The sequence below is a fragment of the Pseudoalteromonas sp. SCSIO 43101 genome (assembly GCF_023650775.1).
In the GTDB taxonomy this organism is placed as follows: domain Bacteria; phylum Pseudomonadota; class Gammaproteobacteria; order Enterobacterales; family Alteromonadaceae; genus Pseudoalteromonas; species Pseudoalteromonas apostichopi.
The window spans coordinates 477,386-497,616 of sequence record NZ_CP072673.1; the positions used below are offsets into that span (position 1 = coordinate 477,386).

The following is a 20,231-nucleotide window of genomic DNA, read 5'->3' on the forward strand; positions in this document are numbered from 1 at the left end:
ATGGACTCCCAATTAGAATCGGAGACTGCTAGTATATATTGATTAAAAAATGAATAATATTTTTTCAGATAAAAATTATAACTTGTTTATTATTAAAACAAAGGCAAAGTTGCAAACATGCTAAGTCAGCTATTTAAAAAGCCTTCATCTATGATGGTAGGAATTGACATCGGATCGCACTGTATAAAAGCAGTGTTGCTGCAAGAAACAGACGCAGGTATGCGGCTTGAAGCGTTAGCTATTGAACCTATGCCAAAAGGCGCTATGTCTGAGCGTTCTATTCAAGACATAGAAGCGATAGGCAATGTTATCGCTAAATTAAAAAGAAAAATTCCTAAATCAGTTCAAGCTGCAGCAGTCGCTGTTTCTGGTCAAACTGTAATAACGAAAGTGATTTTTATGGATGTATCATTAACAGATGCTGAATTAGAGTCACAAATTGCCATTGAAGCAGATAGCTTAATTCCATATCCACTTGATGAAGTAAATATCGATTTCGAAAAGCTGGCAATCAACGAAGCAGATCCAAGTAAAGTAAATGTTCTTCTTTCTGCAGCTCGTACTGAAAGTGTGCAAGCGCGAGTCGGTGCACTTGAAGCTGCAAACTTAAAGGCTGCGGTTGTTGATGTTGAAAGTTATGCACTAAGTAGAACAATGGATATTTACTACCAACAACTACCTAGTGATGCTTTCAACAAGTGTGTTGCCGTGGTTGATATTGGTGCTGTATTGATGCTTGTCAGCGTAGTACAGGAAGGTGAAACAATTTACACTCGTGACCAAGTTTTCGGTGGCGACCAATATACCAATAGTATTGTTGCTTATTACAACAAGAGCTTTGATGAAGCTGAAATAGGTAAAACAACAGGTGACTTACCACCAAATTACACGTTTGAAGTTCTTGCGCCATTCCAGACATCGTTATTGCAACAAGTAAGGCGTGCAGTACAAATGTTCTTAACTACCAGTGGTAAAGATCAAGTCGATTACATTGTGCTGACTGGCGGAACCGCCATGATTGAAGGCTTAGATAGGTTGCTAATTGAAGAGTTAGGAATCCACACCATTGTTGCTGAACCATTTGCAAATCTTGAAATTTCGCCGAAGGTTGACCGTAATATGTTACAGCGTCATCGCACTCAGTTTGCGATAGCTACAGGATTGGCTTTAAGGAGCTTTTCATCATGCCACATATAAATCTATTGCCATGGCGCGAACAACAAAGAAAAGATTCCCAGAACAAGTTCATTACAATTTTGTTCGGCGTTGTTGTTGTTAGCTTCTTGAGTATGTATTTATTAAGCTCTTTTTACAGCGGCTTACGTGAAGGGCAGAATGTAAAGAACAACTTCTTAAATACTGAAATAGCATTATTAAACCAACGTATTCGTGAAATTAATGAGCTAGATAAGAAAAAAGAGAACTTACAACAACGTATGCGCTTAATTGAAGAGTTACAAAGTAACCGTAATTTGGGAACACAAATTATGGATGAAGTGGCCAATATAGTCCCTGCCGGTGTTTATTTAACTAAACTAGAGCGACATGATAATCGCATTCATGTTATCGGTCGCAGTGAATCCAATAATCGCTTATCGACTATGTTGCGCCAAGTGCAAGGTTCTTACTTATTAGAACGACCGATTATGCAAGGCATTGTAGCTGGTGAGCAAACGTCGCGATTGTTGAGTGACTTTAATATGGATTTTTATGTTAAGCCTTTTGATCAGATAGGTGAGGCACGTAATGAACCTTGATATCAAAGCGCTAACAGAAATAGATTGGAATGAAATAGAACTTGAAAATATGGGCGATTGGCCCATAGCAGTGAAAGCGCTATGTTGTGCGTTTGTGGCTGCAATTGTTTTGTATTTTAGCTATAGCTTATTAGTTTCAGATGAAATTGCTAGCTACCACAGTGCAGTAGCTAAAGAAACTGAACTGCGCCAAACATACAAAGCAAAATATGCGATTGCGAGTAACTTGGAAATATATCGTCAACAAATGGTTGAAATGGAAGATAAGTTTTCGCAGCTCTTAAAACGCTTACCAACCTCCAATGAGACTCCTGGTTTACTAGATGATTTATCTTATGTTGGTACAACTAGTGGCTTAACTTTTTTGAAAATTGGCTGGTTACCAGAAATTGAAAAAGAGTTTTATACAGAACTACCAATTAAAATAGAAGTGGTAGGAACGTATCATGAATTTGGTGAGTTTGTTGGTAAAGTTGCTCAGTTACCGCGTATTGTTAGTTTACATGACTTTACGATTCAAACACTCGGTAATGGCGAACTAACTTTTAGTGTTGTTGCAAAGACTTATCGTTATGAAGGGGGGACTAAAAAATGAAGAAGCTTCCCTTAGTTATTGCAATGGCTATTGTGCTTACTGCTTGTAATGATGATACTTCTGAACAAAAAGAGTTTATTGATCAAGTAAAAGCGAGTACGACGCCTAAAGTTGAACCGATACCTGAAATCACAAAATTTGAGCATTTTGAATATAGTGCTGGTAAGTTACGCAGCCCGTTTGTGGCACCTAAGCCAGAAATAATCCAAAACAATTTAGTACAAGTTAAAAATTGCTTACATCCAGACCCTAATAGGGTTCGTCAACCACTTGAGAAATACCCATTGGATAATTTAGTTATGCAAGGGACTATCGGTCGTGCTGACAATACTTGGGCACTGATCAAAGCGACTGATGACACGCTTTATCGAGTGACAGTGGGTAATTATATTGGCTTGTATCACGGTGAAATAAAACAAGTGCACGACAATTATATTGAATTATTAGAATTAATCCCAGATGGGGCTGGTTGCTGGAAAGAGCGCCTGACCAAGCTAGAAATGTCAGAGGCAAGTACAAATGGTGCAGGTTAATCATATGAAAGGTGAAAAGAAAATGCATAAAGGAATGGCTTGGTTAAAGCACATAAATAAATGCGTGTTAGCTGCGTTAGCCTTAATTGTGGCTCAGACGGCAATCGCTGCCCCTTTATTGTACGACGTTCGTTATAACCCATTAATGCAAGGCGAAACACAATTACAACTTGTGTTTGATGAAGCTCTTACGTTTGAACCTAAAATCCAGGTATATAACTCGCCAGCTCGTATCGAAATGCTTTTTAGTAATGTAGGTGTAGATAATGAAGTACGTGATGTACCAGTTAATCAAGCAGGTATTCAGCATGTAACCAGCACTATGACCGAAGATGGTTTAAAAGTAATTGTTAGCTTAGATAAATTAAAAATTTATAAAACAACAGCGAAAGACAACATTGTTACTTTGCATGTTTCAGACAATCCGATTACAACAGATGACTCAAAGGATGGATTAACCGCTTCTAATAACTATATTAACACAGTACAGTCGATTGATTTTCGTCGTGGTGAAAAAGGTGAAGCGCGTCTATTAGTCTTTTTACAAAATACGCAAGCGGCAATTAATGTGTATGAAAGCGGTGGCAAAATCATTGCTGAGTTTCACCACACAGATATTTTAGACGATTTATTATATCAATTAGATGTGATTGATTTTGGAACGGTCGTAAGCAACATTGAAACCTTCAAAGAAGGCAACATAACACGCATTGAGGTTGAACCAAATGCGGCATTTAAGTTTACGCACCAACAAATTGAAAACATCTTTACCCTCACAGTTGAAAAAGACGATACTCAGCGCGCATACCTTGATGGTGGAATTGAATATCAAGGCCGCCCTATGAGTCTTAATTTTCAAGATATTCCTATTCGTTCTGTATTACAGATTATTGCTGGTTATAACGAATTTAACCTTGTCACAAGTGACTCTGTAACAGGCAATATCACTTTACGTTTAAGCGGTGTTCCTTGGGATCAGGCACTTGATGTGGTGCTGAAGATTAAAGGCTTAGATAAGCGTATGGATGGCACTATCTTGATGGTGGCTCCTGCAGAGGAGTTAGCCGCTCGTGAAGCAAAGGAGCTTCAAGCTAAGCAGCAAGTTGAAGACTTGGAGCCGCTTTACAGTGAATATATTCGCCTTAACTATGCAAAAGCTGAAGAATTTGCTGATCTTTTAAAAACAGACACCAATAGCATAATCTCTTCACGAGGCAGTGTTTCTGTTGATAAACGTACCAATACTTTACTCATCAAAGATACAGCCAAAAGCATCGAAAGCGTGCGCCGTATGGTGGAAACCTTAGATATTCCTGTTAAACAAGTGGTAATTGAATCACGTATGGTGACAGTGAATGATAATGTTCAAGAAGACTTAGGTGTTCGTTGGGGGATCAGCGATGTAGGTAGTGATGGCGCTATTTCTGGCACATTAGATGGTGCCGGTGGTATGTTTGGTGCTGGCTCTTACGATAATATTCCAAGTATTTCTGACCGCTTAAATGTTAACTTACCTGTTTCAAGTCCTGCCGGTAGCATTGGTGTACAAATAGCTAAGTTAGCCAACGGTACAATATTAGATTTAGAGCTAAGTGCTCTTGAAGAAGAAAACCGTGGTGAGATTATCGCAAGTCCACGTATTACTACGGCGAACCAACAAAAAGCTCGCATTGAGCAAGGTACAGAGATCCCGTACGTTGAAGCAGCATCAAGTGGTGCAACTACGGTAACTTTCAAAAAAGCGGTGTTGAGCTTAGAAGTAACGCCACATATCACGCCTGACAATAAGGTCATTTTGGACCTAGTTATTACACAAGATACCCGCGGTGATACAGTGCAAACACCAACAGGTTCTGCTGTGGCAATTAATACCCAAGAGATCCAAACGCAGGTATTAGTAGAAAATGGCCAAACTGTGGTGCTTGGTGGTATCTTCCAACAGCAAATCGTTAACTCAACTAAGAAAGTACCTCTGTTAGGTGATATTCCATACCTTGGTGCGTTGTTTAAAAGTACGAGTGAATTTAACGAGAAAAAAGAGCTGTTAATCTTTGTAACACCAAAAATCCAAATTGAATAAGTGATTTTTTCTTAAGCAACGAGCAATTAGCATGTTTAATTGCTCGTTATCTGGCTTTTTATGCTAATTGACTTGAAATACCCAAGCAATTACTGAGATAATCCCCTCCTTAATTTTGGGGCCAGGTCGTTAGGCGGGGTTTTATTTCAAATTTTAGAGTTCGTTTGTACTAAAAAGATATGGCTGAGAAACGTAATATATTTCTAGTGGGCCCTATGGGGGCTGGCAAAAGCACAATTGGTCGTCACATTGCTGATCAATTACACCTTGAATTTTTCGATTCAGATCAAGAGATCGAGCGTCGCACTGGAGCAGATATTGCTTGGGTGTTCGATCTTGAGGGTGAAGAGGGCTTTCGACTTCGTGAAGAAACTGTAATTTCAGACCTAACAGAGATGCAAGGTATTGTGCTTGCTACTGGTGGTGGTTCTGTGATCAGTAAAGAAGTGCGTAACAAGCTATCTGCTCGCGGTATCGTTGTATACCTAGAGACACCAATCGAAAAGCAAGTTGCACGCACGCAGCGCGACAAGCGTCGCCCATTATTGCAAACAGAAGAAGCACCGCGTGATGTATTAGAACGCTTAGCTGAAGAACGCGAACCGTTATACAAAGAAGTTGCTGATTTTGTTGTCCGCACTGATGAGCAAAGCGCGAAAGTTGTTGCTAATCAAATCATCGAGAAATTAGATTTTTAAAAACCAATAATAAAAAGGGAACTAGCTATGCTTGAATTAACAGTTAATTTGGACGAGCGAAGTTATCCTATTTATATTGGTCAATCTGCTCTTAAAGAGACTGGTCGGCTACGCGAGCACATCGGCGATTGTCGACCTATCATTATCACCAACGACACCATTGCACCTTTATATCTTGATGATGTAATGACGTCGTTGGCTGATCTTAACCCGTTATCTTTTACCATCCCAGATGGCGAACAATACAAATCACTTGAGTGGTTTGAAAAGATTTCGGCGTTCTTACTTGAACATAACTGTGGTCGCGATACTTGTCTTATTGCCTTAGGTGGTGGTGTTGTTGGCGACTTAACCGGCTTTGTTGCTGCATGTTATCAACGTGGTGTGCCTTTTATTCAGGTGCCAACTACTTTGCTTTCGCAAGTTGATTCGTCTGTAGGTGGTAAAACGGCAGTAAATCATCCTCTTGGTAAAAACATGATTGGCGCGTTTTACCAACCACAAGCTGTATTCATCGATACTCAATCGCTGCATACTTTGCCTGAGCGTGAATTTGCTGCAGGTATGGCTGAGGTTATTAAGTACGGCCTCATTTACGACACTGAATTATTTGCTTACCTAGAGCAAAATATTAACAACCTTAAATCACTTGACGAGCAAACTTTGCAGCATGTGATTTACCGTTGTTGTGAAATTAAAGCTTTGATTGTTGCACAAGATGAAAAAGAAGCTGGCTTACGTGCACTGCTAAACTTAGGACACACCTTTGGGCACGCGATTGAAGCACAAATGGGTTATGGCAATTGGTTACACGGCGAAGCCGTTGCGGCAGGTATGGTGCTCGCAGCTCGTTTAGCGCAAACCCGTGGTGATTTAACTGCTATTGAAGTTGAACGCATTGTTAAATTGATTGCTGAGTATGATTTACCTGTTGATATTCCAAGAGATATGACTGGTGAGCAATTTTTAACACATATGCGTAAAGATAAGAAAAATAAGAAAGGTACTATTCGCTTTATTCTTCCAACCCAATTTGGTCAATGTGCGCTGGTAAGTGATGTTACTGATCAGCAGGTTTGTGATTTAATAGCGCGCTAATGCAATCACAAATATTGCCTAGCCGTGCTGCGCTAGTTGATCGAATCGCTCTGCAGTTTGAATATGGGCAAAACCTAATTTGCTTACTTGGTCCATCGGGGCTAGGCAAAAGTTATTTACTAGAAACCTTTATTACAGATAAATACCTCGACTTTAACAAGGCGTTTGTTCAATTGTCGGGAAAAATGACCGACCAGCAGTTTATGACCGAACTGCTTGAACAAAGCTTTAGTAACCCACTGATAGACCACTCTTTGAGTTTGTCTGAAAACTTCTATCAACTTTATAAACAACAGCCTTGTGGTGATTGCTTATGGGTGATTGATGGAGGGCGTCATTTATCTGAAGAGTTAATCCAGCAACTAGAAATTTTAGCAAAGCAAAGCCCGAGCACACTATACATTTTAATAGCATCCCAGTCGGTAGGGCAATTTAGTCAAGCTGTTGAAATTCATCTAGAAGCGCTGAATTTGAGCGAAAGCAAACAGCTTATGCGTTGGTTTTTCGATAACCTGCCGGTTGAAGAAGATCCTGTTTTTCGCACCTTTTTACAAGAGGCTCATGGTAATCCAGCTTTATTACTTGCATGGCAGCCTGAGCAACAAAGCGCAGACATTCGAGTACCAGAAAAAAGCTACAAATTGCTTTATATAATTTTGTTGTTACTCACAACAATGTTGTTAATTATTGGCTTTTTGTATAAAGCGGATATGACCGAGTGGTGGAAAGCGCATTATCAGCAAGATACAGTGAGCGCTGTGGCAACAGCGCTGCCCGCAGAGACGATAGTCAATAGGCAAGTAGAAAGTGACGAGCGAGTATCAGAACAAGCGTTAGATAAGCTAACAAAACCAGAGCAAGCCATTACTGAACATGCTGTAAATACCACCCCAGTTGCTCAACCGCCAGTAGAAACTTCAGAAAAAGAAAGTCATGAGAACGAAATCCATGACAATAATGTTGCTGCGATTGTCGATAGCCTTTTTCCTGCTGAGCAACAACATGCAGCACAAGATAGCGAGCAGCAAAGCACAGAGGAAATAGCGACAGCGATAAATACTAATACTAAGCCGGTAGTAGCTGCGCTCGAGCAAACTACTGAATCTGAGCTAACGCTTGAAGGTAATGCTTGGTATTTAACTCAGCCAGACGATCATTATGTCATCCAATTACTTGCGGTTACTAAACCAGAGATTAGCGATAAATTTATTAGTGAAAATGATTTGCTAGGGCAGGTTAATACATACCGAAGTCTACGCAGTGGTAAGCCTTGGTGGATTGTAACTTATGGCAGTTATGCCACACTGAATGAAGCTAAGAAAGGTGTAACAACACTTTCTGATAATGTGCGTAAAAATCAGCCATTTTATAAAAAAATAAGTAAAATTAAACAAGAAATCGCTTCACTTAATCAGTAAATTAAAACTGATTAGTGTAAAATCGCGCAACACAGAATTGAAGTTAAGAGCAGATGCAGCAAAAGACCAGAGCCTTCCTTAAATGGGCAGGTGGAAAATACAGCCTAGTTGAAGATATTCGTACCCGCTTGAAGCAAGCGAGTATGGATGCTGACACCTTAGTTGAACCTTTCGTTGGTGCTGGCTCTGTATTCCTTAATACGGACTTTAAGCATTATATTTTAAACGATATCAATGCGGATCTGATCAACCTTTACACTGAGCTAAAGCGAACACCTGATGAATTTATTAGCGATGCAAAGAAGTTGTTTGTAGAGCTTAATAACCACCCTGAAGCCTATTATGAGTATCGTGTTCAGTTTAATCAAAGCAGTGATGTGTATGAGCGTGCAATTTTATTTTTATACATGAATCGCCATGGCTATAACGGTTTGTGTCGCTACAACCTTAAAGGTATTTTTAATGTCCCTTTTGGTAAATATAAGCGCCCTTATTTTCCTGAAAAAGAAATGCACTTTTTTGCTGAAAAAGCGCAGCAAGCAACCTTTACTTGTTTAGGTTATGACGAGGTATTTAAGCTTATTCCTAATAATGCAGTTGTGTATTGCGATCCACCATATGTGCCTTTGAGTAAAACTGCATCATTTACTTCTTACGCTAAAGGTGGCTTCAATTTAGATGATCAGGCTAACTTAGCTAATTTGGCTGAGCAAACTGCATTCGAAAATAACACACCAGTGCTCATATCTAATCACGATACAGTATGGACTCGTAAAATCTATAGCCAAGCTTCACTTGATGAAATTCAGGTGAAGCGAACTATTAGTCCGAAGGGCGGTTCACGTAATAAAGTGAATGAGTTAATGGCTATGTATTTAGCACCAAAGAAACGGTGAAATAAATCGCTGCTACAAACAGGCTAAATAAGATGAGCGCGATGATGATGATAGTACTGAGTGAATGCTCATTGAAGTCAGCTTGACGTTTGTCTTCTGATTGCACACCAAAAAATGCCGCGAAGACACTTTGCAATGCACTAATGAATTTGTTCATGCGATTTAGAACTTAGAACCTAAACTGCTAACTTTCTTTGACTCTTCACTACTTGTTAATAATTCAAGTAAATCAAGATAATGGAATTGAGCGCTGCGGCTATCACCAGTTAACCAAGAAAACCATCCTGTTTCTTGTTCAGCTTTCATACATTGAGCAGAAGATGACGATGCGCTTAGTGTATTGCATGAGCAATTAGACGCCGCTGCTAAAAAGTCGTCTTCATCGGCAGATGAAAAAGATACAAACGTAGCAACCGTAAGTGCGGACGCGATTAAGATCCCTATTTTAAAAGCACGCATGAGAATAACCCTTGTTTGTGTTATTTAGACAAGCATACATAATAATTGCTCAAATAACAAACTTAATTAAGGCTGAATTAAATAAAAATATAATAAAATTAGTTCTTTAAAGTAAATTTTATGTTTATTTTTTGTTTTATTTGGGGTTGTCAATGCAAGTAGCTGAATAGAGTTATTGTTCAATTTTTGATTAAATTCACTTTAATTCAATAAGCTAAAAGGACTAGCCTTAAGTAATAGCCTCTTAACAGTCAGCTGTGGTGTTTTAATCAGCTGTCGATTGGGTTACATTATGCGCTCTTCTTGCAGTCGCAAATTATGATGGAATCTTTTATGTTGGAAACATTACAAAAGTATTTAATTGCCCCTTCTATTTTATCAGCTGACTTCGCCCGTTTAGGTGAAGATGTTGATCGTGTAATTGCAAGCGGGGCTGACGTTGTACATTTCGATGTAATGGATAACCACTATGTGCCAAACTTAACCTTTGGCCCAATGATTTGTAAAGCACTGCGCGATTACGGCATCACAGCTCCTATTGATGTGCACCTTATGGTGAAGCCTGTCGATCGCTTAATTCCCGACTTTGCTGATGCAGGCGCATCTATTATTAGCTTCCACCCAGAGGCGAGTGAGCATATTGACCGTACTTTACAACTAATAAAGGATAGTGGCTGCCAAGCAGGACTCGTGTTTAATCCAGCTACGAGTCTTAGTTATCTTGAACATGTGCTTGATAAAGTAGATGTGGTGTTATTAATGTCGGTTAACCCAGGTTTTGGCGGGCAAAGTTTTATTCCACATACTCTCGAAAAGCTTCGCCAAGCGCGTAAAATTATTGATGATTCAGGTCGCAATATTCGTTTAGAAGTTGATGGTGGTGTGGGTGTTGATAACATTGCTAAAATAGCAGAAGCAGGAGCTGATATGTTTGTATCTGGTTCTGCGATTTTCAATCAACCAGATTACAAAGCGGTCATTGATGCAATGCGTAGTGAACTTGCAAAGGTTGAGTCATGAAATACGATGCGGCTTTTTTCGATTTAGATGGCACCTTAGTTGATAGTGTTTATGATTTATACATTGCGATGAACCTGACTCTAACTGACCTAGCATTTCCGGTTGTTACACAGAAGCTAGTTGAAAGCTGGGTAGGTAATGGTATAGAAACGCTCGTTAAACGCGGTTTGAGTGGCGATATGCAAGTCAGTGAGCATTTAGATGAAGCTCTTACTGAGCGAGCTATTAATTTGTTTTATCAGCACTATGACCAAGTTGTGGGTGACTATAGTGCGCTTTATCAACATGTAGAAACAGGGCTTGCTGCACTTGCTGGTATTCCTAAAGTGGTGATCACCAATAAAGCACGTCGTTTTACCGAGAAGCTACTTGATAAACTCTCACTGACCAGTCATTTTCAATTGATTGTGTGTGGTGATGATATGGCAAAGAAACCATCACCTGAGGCTTTACAATTTGCTTGTCAGCAACTCGATGTCAGCCCAGCCAAAGCGGTTATGATAGGCGACTCAAAAAGTGATATTTTGGCAGCAAAAGCTGCTAATGTTGACGTTGTCGCGCTCGGTTATGGCTATAACCAAGGTGAAAACCTTGCTGATTTCAATCCAGAGTACCTCTGCGAGAATTTCTTAGATATAATACCCGTTCTTACTCAAAGGTAAGAGCATTTTAAATTCGTCTTTTTAGTTTAGTAAAAATATAAAGGAACATCATGAGTAAACCAGTAGTGTTAAGTGGCATTCAGCCAACCGGTGGTATGACAATAGGCAACTATGTTGGCGCTATTAACCAGTGGCTTAAGCTACAGGAAGACCACGAAAGTTTCTTTATGTTAGTAGATTTGCACGCCATTACGGTTCGCCAAGATCCAGAGCAACTACGCTCGCGCGTACTTGACGGTATTGCGCTATATGCTGCATGCGGTATCGACCCAGAGAAAGCTGCGTTATTCGTACAGTCTCAAGTGCCAGAACATGCACAGCTAAGCTGGGTATTAAACTGTTATGCTCAAATGGGTGAGCTTAATCGTATGACGCAGTTTAAAGATAAATCATCTAAGCATGCTAATAACGTAAACGTGGGATTATTCTCTTACCCTGTACTGCAAGCTGCTGATATTTTGTTATACCAAGCAGATCAAGTACCAGTAGGTGAAGATCAAAAGCAACACCTTGAGTTAACTCGTGATATCGCAACACGTTTTAACAACCTATACGGTGATGTGTTCAAACTGCCTGAGCCGTACATTCCTGAGTTTGGCGCACGTGTAATGAGCTTACAAGATCCGCTTAAGAAAATGTCTAAGTCTGATGAAAATCCAAACGGTTACATTATGTTATTAGATGAGCCGAAGAAGATTGAAAAGAAACTGAAAAAAGCAGTAACCGATTCAGACGAACAAGTACGTATCTACTTTGATCGTGAAGAAAAGCCAGGTGTATCTAACTTACTAACTTTATTATCTGTGGCTACTAAGCGCTCAATTGAAGACTTAGTACCTGAGTACGAAGATAAAATGTATGGTCACCTGAAAAAAGACACAGCAGCAGCTGTTGTTAGTATGATTGAGCCGATCCAGACACGTTTTAAAGAAATTCGCGAAGATCAGTCACTGCTTGATAGTATTATGAAATCAGGTGCTGAAAAGGCGAGTATTCGCGCTGAAAAAACATTAAAAGCAGTATATGACGCTGTTGGTTTTATCCCGCGTCCGTAAGCTATTACTTAAGTCACATATAAAAATACCGCTTTTAAGCGGTATTTTTTATTAAAAGCTAAGCACAATTAAAACAGTAAACAAACAGATAAGTGCTGCGGCGGTTTTGTCGGTTTTTTCCATTTTCTTATTCCTCATCTGTATTCAACTGCTTAATTTCATAACCTTTATTTTTTAACAAGGCTAATAGGCTATCTTCTCCGGCCAAGTGAGCTACGCCAACGACTACCAGCTCTTTTTGCTGATCAGTTAAATAATGCTCAATATGATTAAGCCAATTCAAATTGCGTTGCTTTATGAGTATTTGATAAGTGTGGGGATCATGTTCTTTCAATGGCATGATGATAAGCTCATTCATTGCCCGCATATTGCCGTTTCGCCATGCAGCGAGCATGGCAATATAATCATGCTGATAGCGAGAAATTTGCGTTAACTGTGATTCAATAAAGGCATTTTCGTTTTGGCTGCCTAATTCCTTAAATAGATGTAATTGATAAGCTAAGCTTTCAAGGTAGGCTAATTTTTTGCTATCTTTTTTAGCTAATTTAGTAAGGTAGCTATCGACACCTTCACCCAAAAGCGATTGCTTTTTCAGCTCCAACGACATCATCAACAAACCCACCATAAACGGGCGAAAGCTATCGAATTCGCTGAGTTGCATGTCATAGCGGTTTAGTTGCTTTTCTAATCGTTGCTTCACGTGTGCTGTCAGCTTGCCACTTAAGGTTTCACCCGCTGGGTAGCTGAGAGCTTTGAGCATTGTCAGTTGTGCCGAGCTATTGCTTGGTGCTGGCATATTAGCTTCAAGTACTAAGGTATCTGCCAGATGATAAGCCTGATTAAACTCAGCAGGTAATGGTATCTCTTTCGGAGGCAAAACATGAATTGAGCCAGCAATGTAAATATATTTATCACCTTTACTTACCAGCCAAACAGCACTTTTAGCAATACTAAATTCACATATTAATAAGCCTGATACTGCAATCGATGAGATGAGTAAGTGTCGAGTCAGTGTTTTCATTACTTAAGCCTGTTAATTAGATGAAGCTTGCCCAGTATATTGGACAAGCTAGATATTACTTATTGAGCTGTTGCTCAATTTGGTGATCAATTTTATTGTTCATTTGTTCAATAGAAGCCTCGATAGAGGTCTCTAATTGCTGATTTAGCTTTTGGGCATTTTGACTATTTAATAAGGTGTTTGGTGATGTAAAAACAATTACCGTTACTGTTAGAAGTGACATCATTTTTAAAACTGAGCTGGTCATAATTTAATTCCTTTAATTGGTTGGTTAGTTTTATCAGCGAAGCAAAATTGGTTGGTAGCCCGTTGATGGAAACTACAATAGCGAGGAAAATAGTGAGTGTCGCTTATCTACATCTAAGCGATTTATTTATAAGGTTCTAAAAAGTTAATCTTTTTAATTTCAATGTTTTATGTCTAATCCTTACGGGGTTAAATAAGGTTTTATTGTCTATTATTTTTGAGTCTGTGCATTTTGATGCTAGTGTAGGTGTATTAAAATAGGAACTAGTAGGTTTTGGTATGGGCTTTAAAGTAAAACATTATGCGGCTAAAACTGTGGCTGCGAATAGCTCATTAGAATGGGAGCTAATTTTAACTGAACTTATTATTGGTAGCCTTTGCGCAGCCTTCGCAAAGGTCGGCTATGACGCAAGCATGCTGCTTATTTTTATACCCAACTTAGTAATCGCCTTAGTTTGCTTTGGCTTTATTGGGCTTTCGGTATTTCATTTCATCAGAGAAAAACGCAGTAAGCCAAGCGAGTAGTATTGATTGCTGCGTTACTTTGCTACTGGAGTGACACCAGGTGAGTCACACGCAATGACTTCAAATCGATAGCCGTATTCGGCATTGTGATCCGGGGTTACTTGCACAATTTCATAATCATTCAGCTCAACAGTTTTACTGTTCTGTGATTTTAAACAGCGAGAATAGCTATCAGCCTCAAAGCTATAAGCAAACATAGCAATTAAGCGTTTACTCCTTTCAAAGTAACCCTTAGTGTCTAAAAACTGACGTAGGTTTTGCGCAGTTTCGCTATCACCTTCAATATCTACATCTCGCCTTAGAATCGGCACAGAATTGCTGCTGTCTGGTAATTGCTGCTCTATTTTTTCACTGAGTTCTTCAACTGCTTTTTGCTGATCAGTAGGTGTCTCCTCTGCAATAGCTTTGCTATCTGCAAAACTGCTGACAACATCGTCTACCACTTCTTCAACTGGCTTGTCGTCAATAAACGAAATTAGATTAATAAATACGACTGACGCTAATATAAAACGCAATATAGCGGTTAACAGCGGTGAGTAACTTTGGCTAATAAACTTAATTCGCTCAGAACCAAACGGTTTTATCAACAAAAGAATAAAAATATAAAAAGGTAAAAAAAGTTGAAATAACAACAATGTAACTAAGCTAATGCCCATAGCCCAAGGGGGTAAATACAAGAGGGTGGCAAAGTTATGCGTGTAGTTAAAATGACTGGCAGAAACATGTGTTACATCATTTACAATACCGCTCGCACTGGCTAACACAAAATTAGCGACACTGGCGTAGAATATTAAAATCAGTGCTTTACCAGCAAGCGAATGCCAAAGCTGATTAAACTTGGGCCAAAATTCAATAACTAACGCAACAATTGTGATAGAGGCGCTTAACCAGCCCGATTGCACAACAATCAGGCTGCTTAATGCTAAAAGATAAAGCTTTTGTGCGGTACTTAAGTTAAACCAAATGGCTTGTAATCGTTCAACCAGCCTTGTTCTATGCGGCTGCCAGCTACGTTGCTGTTGTTGAAACTGTTTATTAGCGCGCCATTTTGCAATTTTTAAATACCTACGCACGCAATTTCCTTTTTAAAGTAGTGGTTTTAAATATCTTCCGGTGTGTGAGCGCTCACAATCGGCGACATCTTCAGGTGTACCTGAAATTAAAATTTCACCACCGCCTGAGCCACCTTCTGGGCCTAAATCGACAATCCAGTCTGCGGTTTTGATCACATCAAGGTTATGCTCAATAACAACAATGGTATTACCATGATCGCGTAAGCGGTGAAGTACTACTAATAATTGCTGAATATCGGCAAAGTGTAAACCAGTAGTTGGTTCATCAAGGATATATAAGGTTTTGCCGGTATCGCGTTTTGAAAGCTCACGAGCCAGTTTCACACGCTGCGCTTCACCACCAGAGAGGGTTGTTGCAGCTTGACCTAAGCGAATATACGACAAGCCCACATCCATTAAGGTTTGCAGTTTACGTGCAATAGCCGGAATTTTATCAAAATATTCACGGGCATCTTCAACAGTCATTTCGAGTACTTGATGAATGTTTTTACCTTTGTATTGTACTTCGAGCGTTTCGCGGTTGTAGCGCTGACCTTTACACACATCACAAGGAACATACACATCAGGTAAAAAGTGCATTTCTACCTTTATCACGCCATCGCCTTGACAAGCCTCACAGCGACCACCTTTAACGTTAAAGCTAAAACGACCGACTTTATAGCCTCGCGAGCGGGCTTCTTGAGTACCTGCAAATAGCTCACGAATACCGGTAAATATACCGGTGTAAGTTGCAGGGTTTGAGCGCGGAGTACGGCCAATTGGGCTTTGGTCAATATCAATGACTTTATCAAAATGATCTAGACCCTTGATTGACTTATACGGTGCCGCCTCTGCGGTAGTTGCGCCATTTAACTCTGTATGAGCCAGCTTAAATAAAGTGTCGTTGATAAGCGTCGATTTACCTGAGCCTGATACACCTGTGATACAGGTCATTAAGCCAAATGGAATACGTAAATCAACGTTCTTTAAGTTGTTACCTGTGGCACCAAATAGCTCAAGCCATTTGTCGTTGGTTTGATGGCGAGCCGCTGGCACTTCAATTTTCTTCTCTCCAGAGAGATACTGACCTGTGATTGAATCTTTGCTCGCTAAAATATCGTCATGGGTACCTTGTGCAATCACATGGCCGCCATGAACACCCGCACCTGGGCCAATATCGATAATATGATCCGCAGCGCGAATGGCATCTTCGTCATGCTCAACCACGATCACCGTATTGCCTAAATCACGTAAGTGAATAAGGGTTTTTAGCAGGCGATCGTTATCGCGCTGGTGCAAACCAATTGATGGTTCATCTAATACGTACATAACACCAACAAGGCCAGCACCAATTTGGCTTGCTAAACGTATACGCTGCGCTTCACCACCTGACAGAGTGTCGGCACTTCGTTCAAGCGATAAATAATTAAGGCCCACATTAATTAAGAAAGATAAACGATCGCGAATTTCTTTGAGAATTTTATCGGCAATTTGTGCGCGTTGACCAGTTAAATTCAAACCATCAAAAAATGCCATGCTTTCACCAATGCTCATAGTGGTGATGGCTGATAGGTTTGTTTGGCCAATAAATACGTGGCGAGCTTCTTCACGTAATCGAGAGCCATGACAGCTCGGGCACGCTTGGCTTGTTTGGTATTTAGCGAGCTCTTCGCGAACCGAGTTTGATTCGGTTTCACGGTAGCGGCGATTCATATTATTCAAAACGCCTTCAAACTCATGGTTACGAGTAATTAAATCACCACGGTCGTTACGGTAGTTAAAGGCAATTTTGGTTTTGCCAGAGCCTTCAAGAATAACTTTTTGCGCATCTTTACTAAGTTCTTGGAAAGGCACTTCTAGGTCAAACTTATAATGCTCTGCGACTGCTTGCAGCATTTGAAAGTAATAAAAGCTGCGTTTGTCCCAGCCTTTAATTGCACCGCCAGATAAGCTTAGCTCTGGATTTTGCACAACACGGTTTGGATCAAAGTACTGGCGTACACCTAAACCATCGCAACTTTGACACGCACCTGCTGGATTATTAAACGAGAATAAACGAGGCTCAAGCTCACTCATGGCATAGCCACAAGTAGGGCAGGCAAAGTTAGCTGAAAACAGCATGTCTTCGCTAAGTGAGTCGTCCATTGCCGCTACATGGGCAATACCACTCGACAGCTCAAGGGCGGTTTCGAATGATTCAGCTAAACGCTGTTGTTGGCCATCTTTTACTTTAAAGCGGTCAACGACCACTTCGATGGTGTGCTTTTTATGAAGCTCAAGGGTAGGTGGATCAGATAAGTCACATACTTCGCCATCGATACGAGCGCGAATAAAGCCTTGGCTTGCTAGTTGTTCAAGCAACTTAACATGCTCACCTTTGCGATCTTTGACGACCGGCGCTAACAGCATTAGCTTACTGCCTTCAGGTAGGGCTAAAACAGTATCAACCATTTGGCTGATGGTTTGTGCTGCAAGAGGTAAGTCGTGAGTAGGGCAGCGTGGCTCACCTACACGGGCAAATAATAAACGTAGGTAATCGTAAATCTCGGTGATAGTACCAACCGTTGAACGCGGGTTATGCGACGTTGATTTCTGCTCAATAGAGATAGCAGGCGATAAACCTTCAATGTGATCCACATCGGGTTTTTCCATTAGCGATAAAAACTGTCTTGCATACGCTGACAGTGATTCAACATAACGACGTTGCCCTTCTGCATACAAAGTATCAAACGCTAAAGACGATTTCCCTGAACCAGATAGGCCAGTGATAACTATCAGCTTATCACGGGGAATGGTTAGGCTGATGTCTTTTAAATTGTGCGTACGGGCGCCTCGGACTTCAATGTTTTCCATGCTATCTCGTTTTATTACCTAATTATTTTTTCAGTATCTCATAATACGCGATAAGATTAATCCTTGATCAAAGAAAAAATCATCACTTACAGGTGATTATTTAGTTTTCGCTTGTGGTAGAATCCACGCTCAAATTTTAAATAGACAGCAAGATCAGTAATTCATGACAGCATCTTCACTCAACTCTCGAGAAAAACGCGCAGCCGTTTCGTTGGCGAGCGTATTTGCATTCCGTATGCTTGGCCTATTTATGCTGATGCCAGTGTTGGCGATTTATGGTCAGCAGTTGGAAGGGTTTTCACCGCTTTGGATTGGCTTTGCTATTGGTGCTTATGGTTTAACACAAGCTGTCTTGCAAATCCCAATGGGTTGGTTGTCAGATAAAATTGGCCGTAAAAAAGTCATTATAGGTGGCCTTTGTGTGTTTGCTCTTGGCTCTGTGATAGCGGCAACGGCTGAGTCTGTGCAAATGGTTACGCTAGGGCGCGCACTACAGGGGATGGGGGCAATTGCCAGTGCGTTATTAGCGCTAGCTTCTGATTTAAGCCGTGATGAACAACGCCCGAAAGTGATGGCTGTAATCGGTATGTGTATCGGTATGAGCTTTGCAGTCGCCATGTTACTTGGGCCAATTGTCGCTGCATCTTGGGGAGTCGCTGGGGTATTTTGGCTTACTGCTGGACTTGCCATTTTAGGTATTTTAATCGTGTTATTTTTAGTGCCAAATGCTGTTAGTAAGGCACCAAGAGGTGATACGCTAGCGACAGTTGATGACATTAAACAACTCATTAAACACCCACAATTAGCGCGCCTTGATTTCGGTGTAATGCTACTTCACCTTACATTAACTACCGTATTTGTAGCCTTACCAGGGCAGCTTATAAAAGATGGTTTAATTGCAGATCACCATTGGTACTTATATATCCCAGTGCTGTTTTTAGCGTTTTTCCTGATGGCACCGATGATGATTGTGGCGATTCGTAAAGAAAAAGAAAAACAAGCCTTTATTGGCTCAATCGCGCTACTTGTTTTAAGTATGTTAGCGATGTCGTTATGGGTTGATTCGGTGATTGGCATTGGCATTTGTATGCTGGTTTATTTTATTGCTTTTAACTTTTTAGAGGCAACCATGCCTGCACTTGTGTCGCGTATTGCCCCTGCAAACCAGAAAGGTTCTGCGATGGGGGTATTTTCATCTACGCAGTTTTTTGGTGCCTTTTTAGGTGGTTTATTAGGAGGTTACGTTGCTCAAGCATTAAGTGCGCAAGCAGTGTTTGCGGCGGCGGCACTTGTTGGGGTAATATGGCTTATCCTTGCTTGGAATATGCAAGTCCCACCAAGAAGTAAAATAATTAGCTTAATGACTGAATTAAGTTCAGAGCAGCAGGCACAAGCGCTTGCTTCTCGTCTTGTTGCTTTACCGGGCGTAATTGAAGCAACGGTCGTCTGTGATGAAAATCGCAGCTATTTAAAGATTAATGATAAAGAATTTGACCTAGACCAAGCACGCAAAGTGGCTGGTTTAATCTAACGTTTTATAGGAGAAGTTCCATGGCACGCGGTGTGAACAAAGTTATCTTGGTTGGTAATTTAGGCCAAGATCCAGAAGTACGTTATATGCCTAATGGCAATGGCGTAGCGAATATCAGCATTGCTACGACAGATAGCTGGAAAGATAAAAACACAGGGCAAATGCAAGAGCGTACTGAATGGCACCGTGTCGTGTTATTTGGCAAACTAGCAGAAGTTGCTGGTGAGTATCTTCGCAAAGGTTCACAAGTGTACATTGAAGGTCGTTTACAAACCCGTAAATGGACTGATCAATCAGGCCAAGAAAAATACACCACAGAAATCGTGGTAGACATGGGCGGTCAAATGCAAATGTTAGGCGGCCGTGGTGAGCAACAAGGTGGTGGCTATCAAGGTGGCGGATACGGCGGTGGTGCTCAGCAATCACAAAGCAATAATAGTTATGCTCCACAGCAACAGTCTGCGCCAGCACAGCAGCAACAGCGTCCGCAACAGCAATCTGCACCACAACAACAAAGCAATAACCAATATGGTGGCGGTTATGGTCAGCAGCAAAGCAGCGCACCTCAACAAGGTGGTTTTGCTCCTAAGCCTCAAAATGCACCACAAGGTGGCGCATCAAATCCAATGGAACCACCAATCGACTTTGATGACGATATCCCGTTCTAGGAAACGTATAATCTAAAAGTGTAAATATAAATCGCTTTTTAATGAAATATCAAATCAAACCCAG

Annotated in this window: 21 protein-coding genes; 15 read left to right on the plus strand and 6 right to left on the minus strand. The window is 40.6% G+C overall.

Features of this window, described 5'->3' with window-relative positions:
- Positions 1–117 precede the first annotated feature (117 nt).
- From J8Z25_RS02320 to J8Z25_RS02360, 9 genes are all read left to right on the plus strand, one after another.
- Complete coding sequence (locus J8Z25_RS02320; protein ID WP_130049798.1) at positions 118–1,197, plus strand: pilus assembly protein PilM; 1,080 nt, start codon at positions 118–120, stop codon at positions 1,195–1,197.
- On the plus strand, positions 1,185–1,757 hold the full coding sequence (locus J8Z25_RS02325; protein ID WP_130049797.1) for a PilN domain-containing protein: 573 nt from the start codon (positions 1,185–1,187) through the stop codon (positions 1,755–1,757). The genes J8Z25_RS02320 and J8Z25_RS02325 overlap by 13 nt, the downstream gene beginning before the upstream one ends.
- Complete coding sequence (locus J8Z25_RS02330; protein ID WP_130049796.1) at positions 1,747–2,352, plus strand: type IV pilus inner membrane component PilO; 606 nt, start codon at positions 1,747–1,749, stop codon at positions 2,350–2,352. The genes J8Z25_RS02325 and J8Z25_RS02330 overlap by 11 nt, the downstream gene beginning before the upstream one ends.
- The gene (locus J8Z25_RS02335; RefSeq protein WP_130049795.1) at positions 2,349–2,885 is read left to right on the plus strand and encodes a pilus assembly protein PilP; all 537 of its coding nucleotides are present in this window, start codon (positions 2,349–2,351) and stop codon (positions 2,883–2,885) included. The genes J8Z25_RS02330 and J8Z25_RS02335 overlap by 4 nt, the downstream gene beginning before the upstream one ends.
- Positions 2,872–4,965, plus strand: a complete 2,094-nt coding sequence (locus J8Z25_RS02340; protein ID WP_130049794.1) for a type IV pilus secretin PilQ — start codon at positions 2,872–2,874, stop codon at positions 4,963–4,965. The genes J8Z25_RS02335 and J8Z25_RS02340 overlap by 14 nt, the downstream gene beginning before the upstream one ends.
- 179 nt (positions 4,966–5,144) lie before the next feature.
- A complete protein-coding gene (gene aroK / locus J8Z25_RS02345) occupies positions 5,145–5,663 on the plus strand; it encodes a shikimate kinase AroK (RefSeq protein WP_036973192.1) in 519 nt (172 codons plus the stop codon).
- A 27-nt stretch (positions 5,664–5,690) separates the two neighbouring features.
- Entirely contained in the window at positions 5,691–6,761 is a 1,071-nt protein-coding gene (gene aroB / locus J8Z25_RS02350) for a 3-dehydroquinate synthase (RefSeq protein ID WP_130049793.1), read from the plus strand.
- On the plus strand, positions 6,761–8,179 hold the full coding sequence (locus tag J8Z25_RS02355) for an AAA family ATPase (protein WP_130049792.1): 1,419 nt from the start codon (positions 6,761–6,763) through the stop codon (positions 8,177–8,179). Before aroB ends, J8Z25_RS02355 begins: the two co-directional genes overlap by 1 nt.
- Positions 8,180–8,232: 53 nt before the next feature.
- On the plus strand, positions 8,233–9,075 hold the full coding sequence (locus tag J8Z25_RS02360) for a Dam family site-specific DNA-(adenine-N6)-methyltransferase (RefSeq protein WP_130049791.1): 843 nt from the start codon (positions 8,233–8,235) through the stop codon (positions 9,073–9,075).
- On the opposite strand, the gene J8Z25_RS02365 is transcribed toward J8Z25_RS02360, so the two are convergent.
- The gene (locus tag J8Z25_RS02365) at positions 9,047–9,232 is read right to left on the minus strand and encodes a DUF2970 domain-containing protein (protein WP_239978056.1); all 186 of its coding nucleotides are present in this window, start codon (positions 9,230–9,232) and stop codon (positions 9,047–9,049) included. The genes J8Z25_RS02360 and J8Z25_RS02365 overlap by 29 nt on opposite strands.
- Before the next feature lie 5 nt (positions 9,233–9,237).
- Positions 9,238–9,534 carry a hypothetical protein gene (locus J8Z25_RS02370; RefSeq protein WP_239978055.1) on the minus strand — a complete coding sequence of 99 codons (297 nt, stop codon included), beginning with the start codon at positions 9,532–9,534 and terminating at the stop codon, positions 9,238–9,240.
- Positions 9,535–9,867: 333 nt separating this feature from the next.
- Between J8Z25_RS02370 and rpe the strand changes: the two genes are divergently transcribed.
- The 3 genes from rpe to trpS are packed head-to-tail and all read left to right on the plus strand — an operon-like array spanning position 9,868 to position 12,271.
- Positions 9,868–10,554: a ribulose-phosphate 3-epimerase gene (gene rpe, locus J8Z25_RS02375; protein WP_167658718.1), complete on the plus strand. Its 687-nt coding sequence runs from the start codon at positions 9,868–9,870 to the stop codon at positions 10,552–10,554.
- Positions 10,551–11,216: a phosphoglycolate phosphatase gene (locus J8Z25_RS02380; protein WP_130049787.1), complete on the plus strand. Its 666-nt coding sequence runs from the start codon at positions 10,551–10,553 to the stop codon at positions 11,214–11,216. Before rpe ends, J8Z25_RS02380 begins: the two co-directional genes overlap by 4 nt.
- A gap of 50 nt (positions 11,217–11,266) precedes the next feature.
- A complete protein-coding gene (gene trpS / locus J8Z25_RS02385; RefSeq protein ID WP_250661610.1) occupies positions 11,267–12,271 on the plus strand; it encodes a tryptophan--tRNA ligase in 1,005 nt (334 codons plus the stop codon).
- A 127-nt stretch (positions 12,272–12,398) separates the two neighbouring features.
- Here the strand turns inward: trpS and J8Z25_RS02390 are convergent, their stop codons facing one another.
- Positions 12,399–13,292: a TraB/GumN family protein gene (locus tag J8Z25_RS02390; RefSeq protein WP_250661611.1), complete on the minus strand. Its 894-nt coding sequence runs from the start codon at positions 13,290–13,292 to the stop codon at positions 12,399–12,401.
- A 55-nt stretch (positions 13,293–13,347) separates the two neighbouring features.
- Entirely contained in the window at positions 13,348–13,539 is a 192-nt protein-coding gene (locus J8Z25_RS02395; protein ID WP_130049784.1) for a hypothetical protein, read from the minus strand.
- 278 nt (positions 13,540–13,817) lie between these two features.
- Between J8Z25_RS02395 and J8Z25_RS02400 the strand changes: the two genes are divergently transcribed.
- On the plus strand, positions 13,818–14,063 hold the full coding sequence (locus J8Z25_RS02400) for a hypothetical protein (protein WP_130049783.1): 246 nt from the start codon (positions 13,818–13,820) through the stop codon (positions 14,061–14,063).
- A gap of 14 nt (positions 14,064–14,077) precedes the next feature.
- Here the strand turns inward: J8Z25_RS02400 and J8Z25_RS02405 are convergent, their stop codons facing one another.
- Positions 14,078–15,136, minus strand: coding sequence for a hypothetical protein (locus J8Z25_RS02405; RefSeq protein ID WP_167658716.1), 1,059 nt, complete (start codon positions 15,134–15,136; stop codon positions 14,078–14,080).
- Between the two features lie 12 nt (positions 15,137–15,148).
- On the minus strand, positions 15,149–17,968 hold the full coding sequence (gene uvrA, locus J8Z25_RS02410; RefSeq protein ID WP_250661612.1) for an excinuclease ABC subunit UvrA: 2,820 nt from the start codon (positions 17,966–17,968) through the stop codon (positions 15,149–15,151).
- A gap of 163 nt (positions 17,969–18,131) precedes the next feature.
- On the opposite strand from uvrA, the gene J8Z25_RS02415 reads away from it, so the two are divergent.
- Complete coding sequence (locus tag J8Z25_RS02415) at positions 18,132–19,499, plus strand: MFS transporter (protein WP_130049780.1); 1,368 nt, start codon at positions 18,132–18,134, stop codon at positions 19,497–19,499.
- A 20-nt stretch (positions 19,500–19,519) separates the two neighbouring features.
- On the plus strand, positions 19,520–20,167 hold the full coding sequence (gene ssb, locus J8Z25_RS02420) for a single-stranded DNA-binding protein (protein WP_250661613.1): 648 nt from the start codon (positions 19,520–19,522) through the stop codon (positions 20,165–20,167).
- Positions 20,168–20,231: the final 64 nt, after the last annotated feature.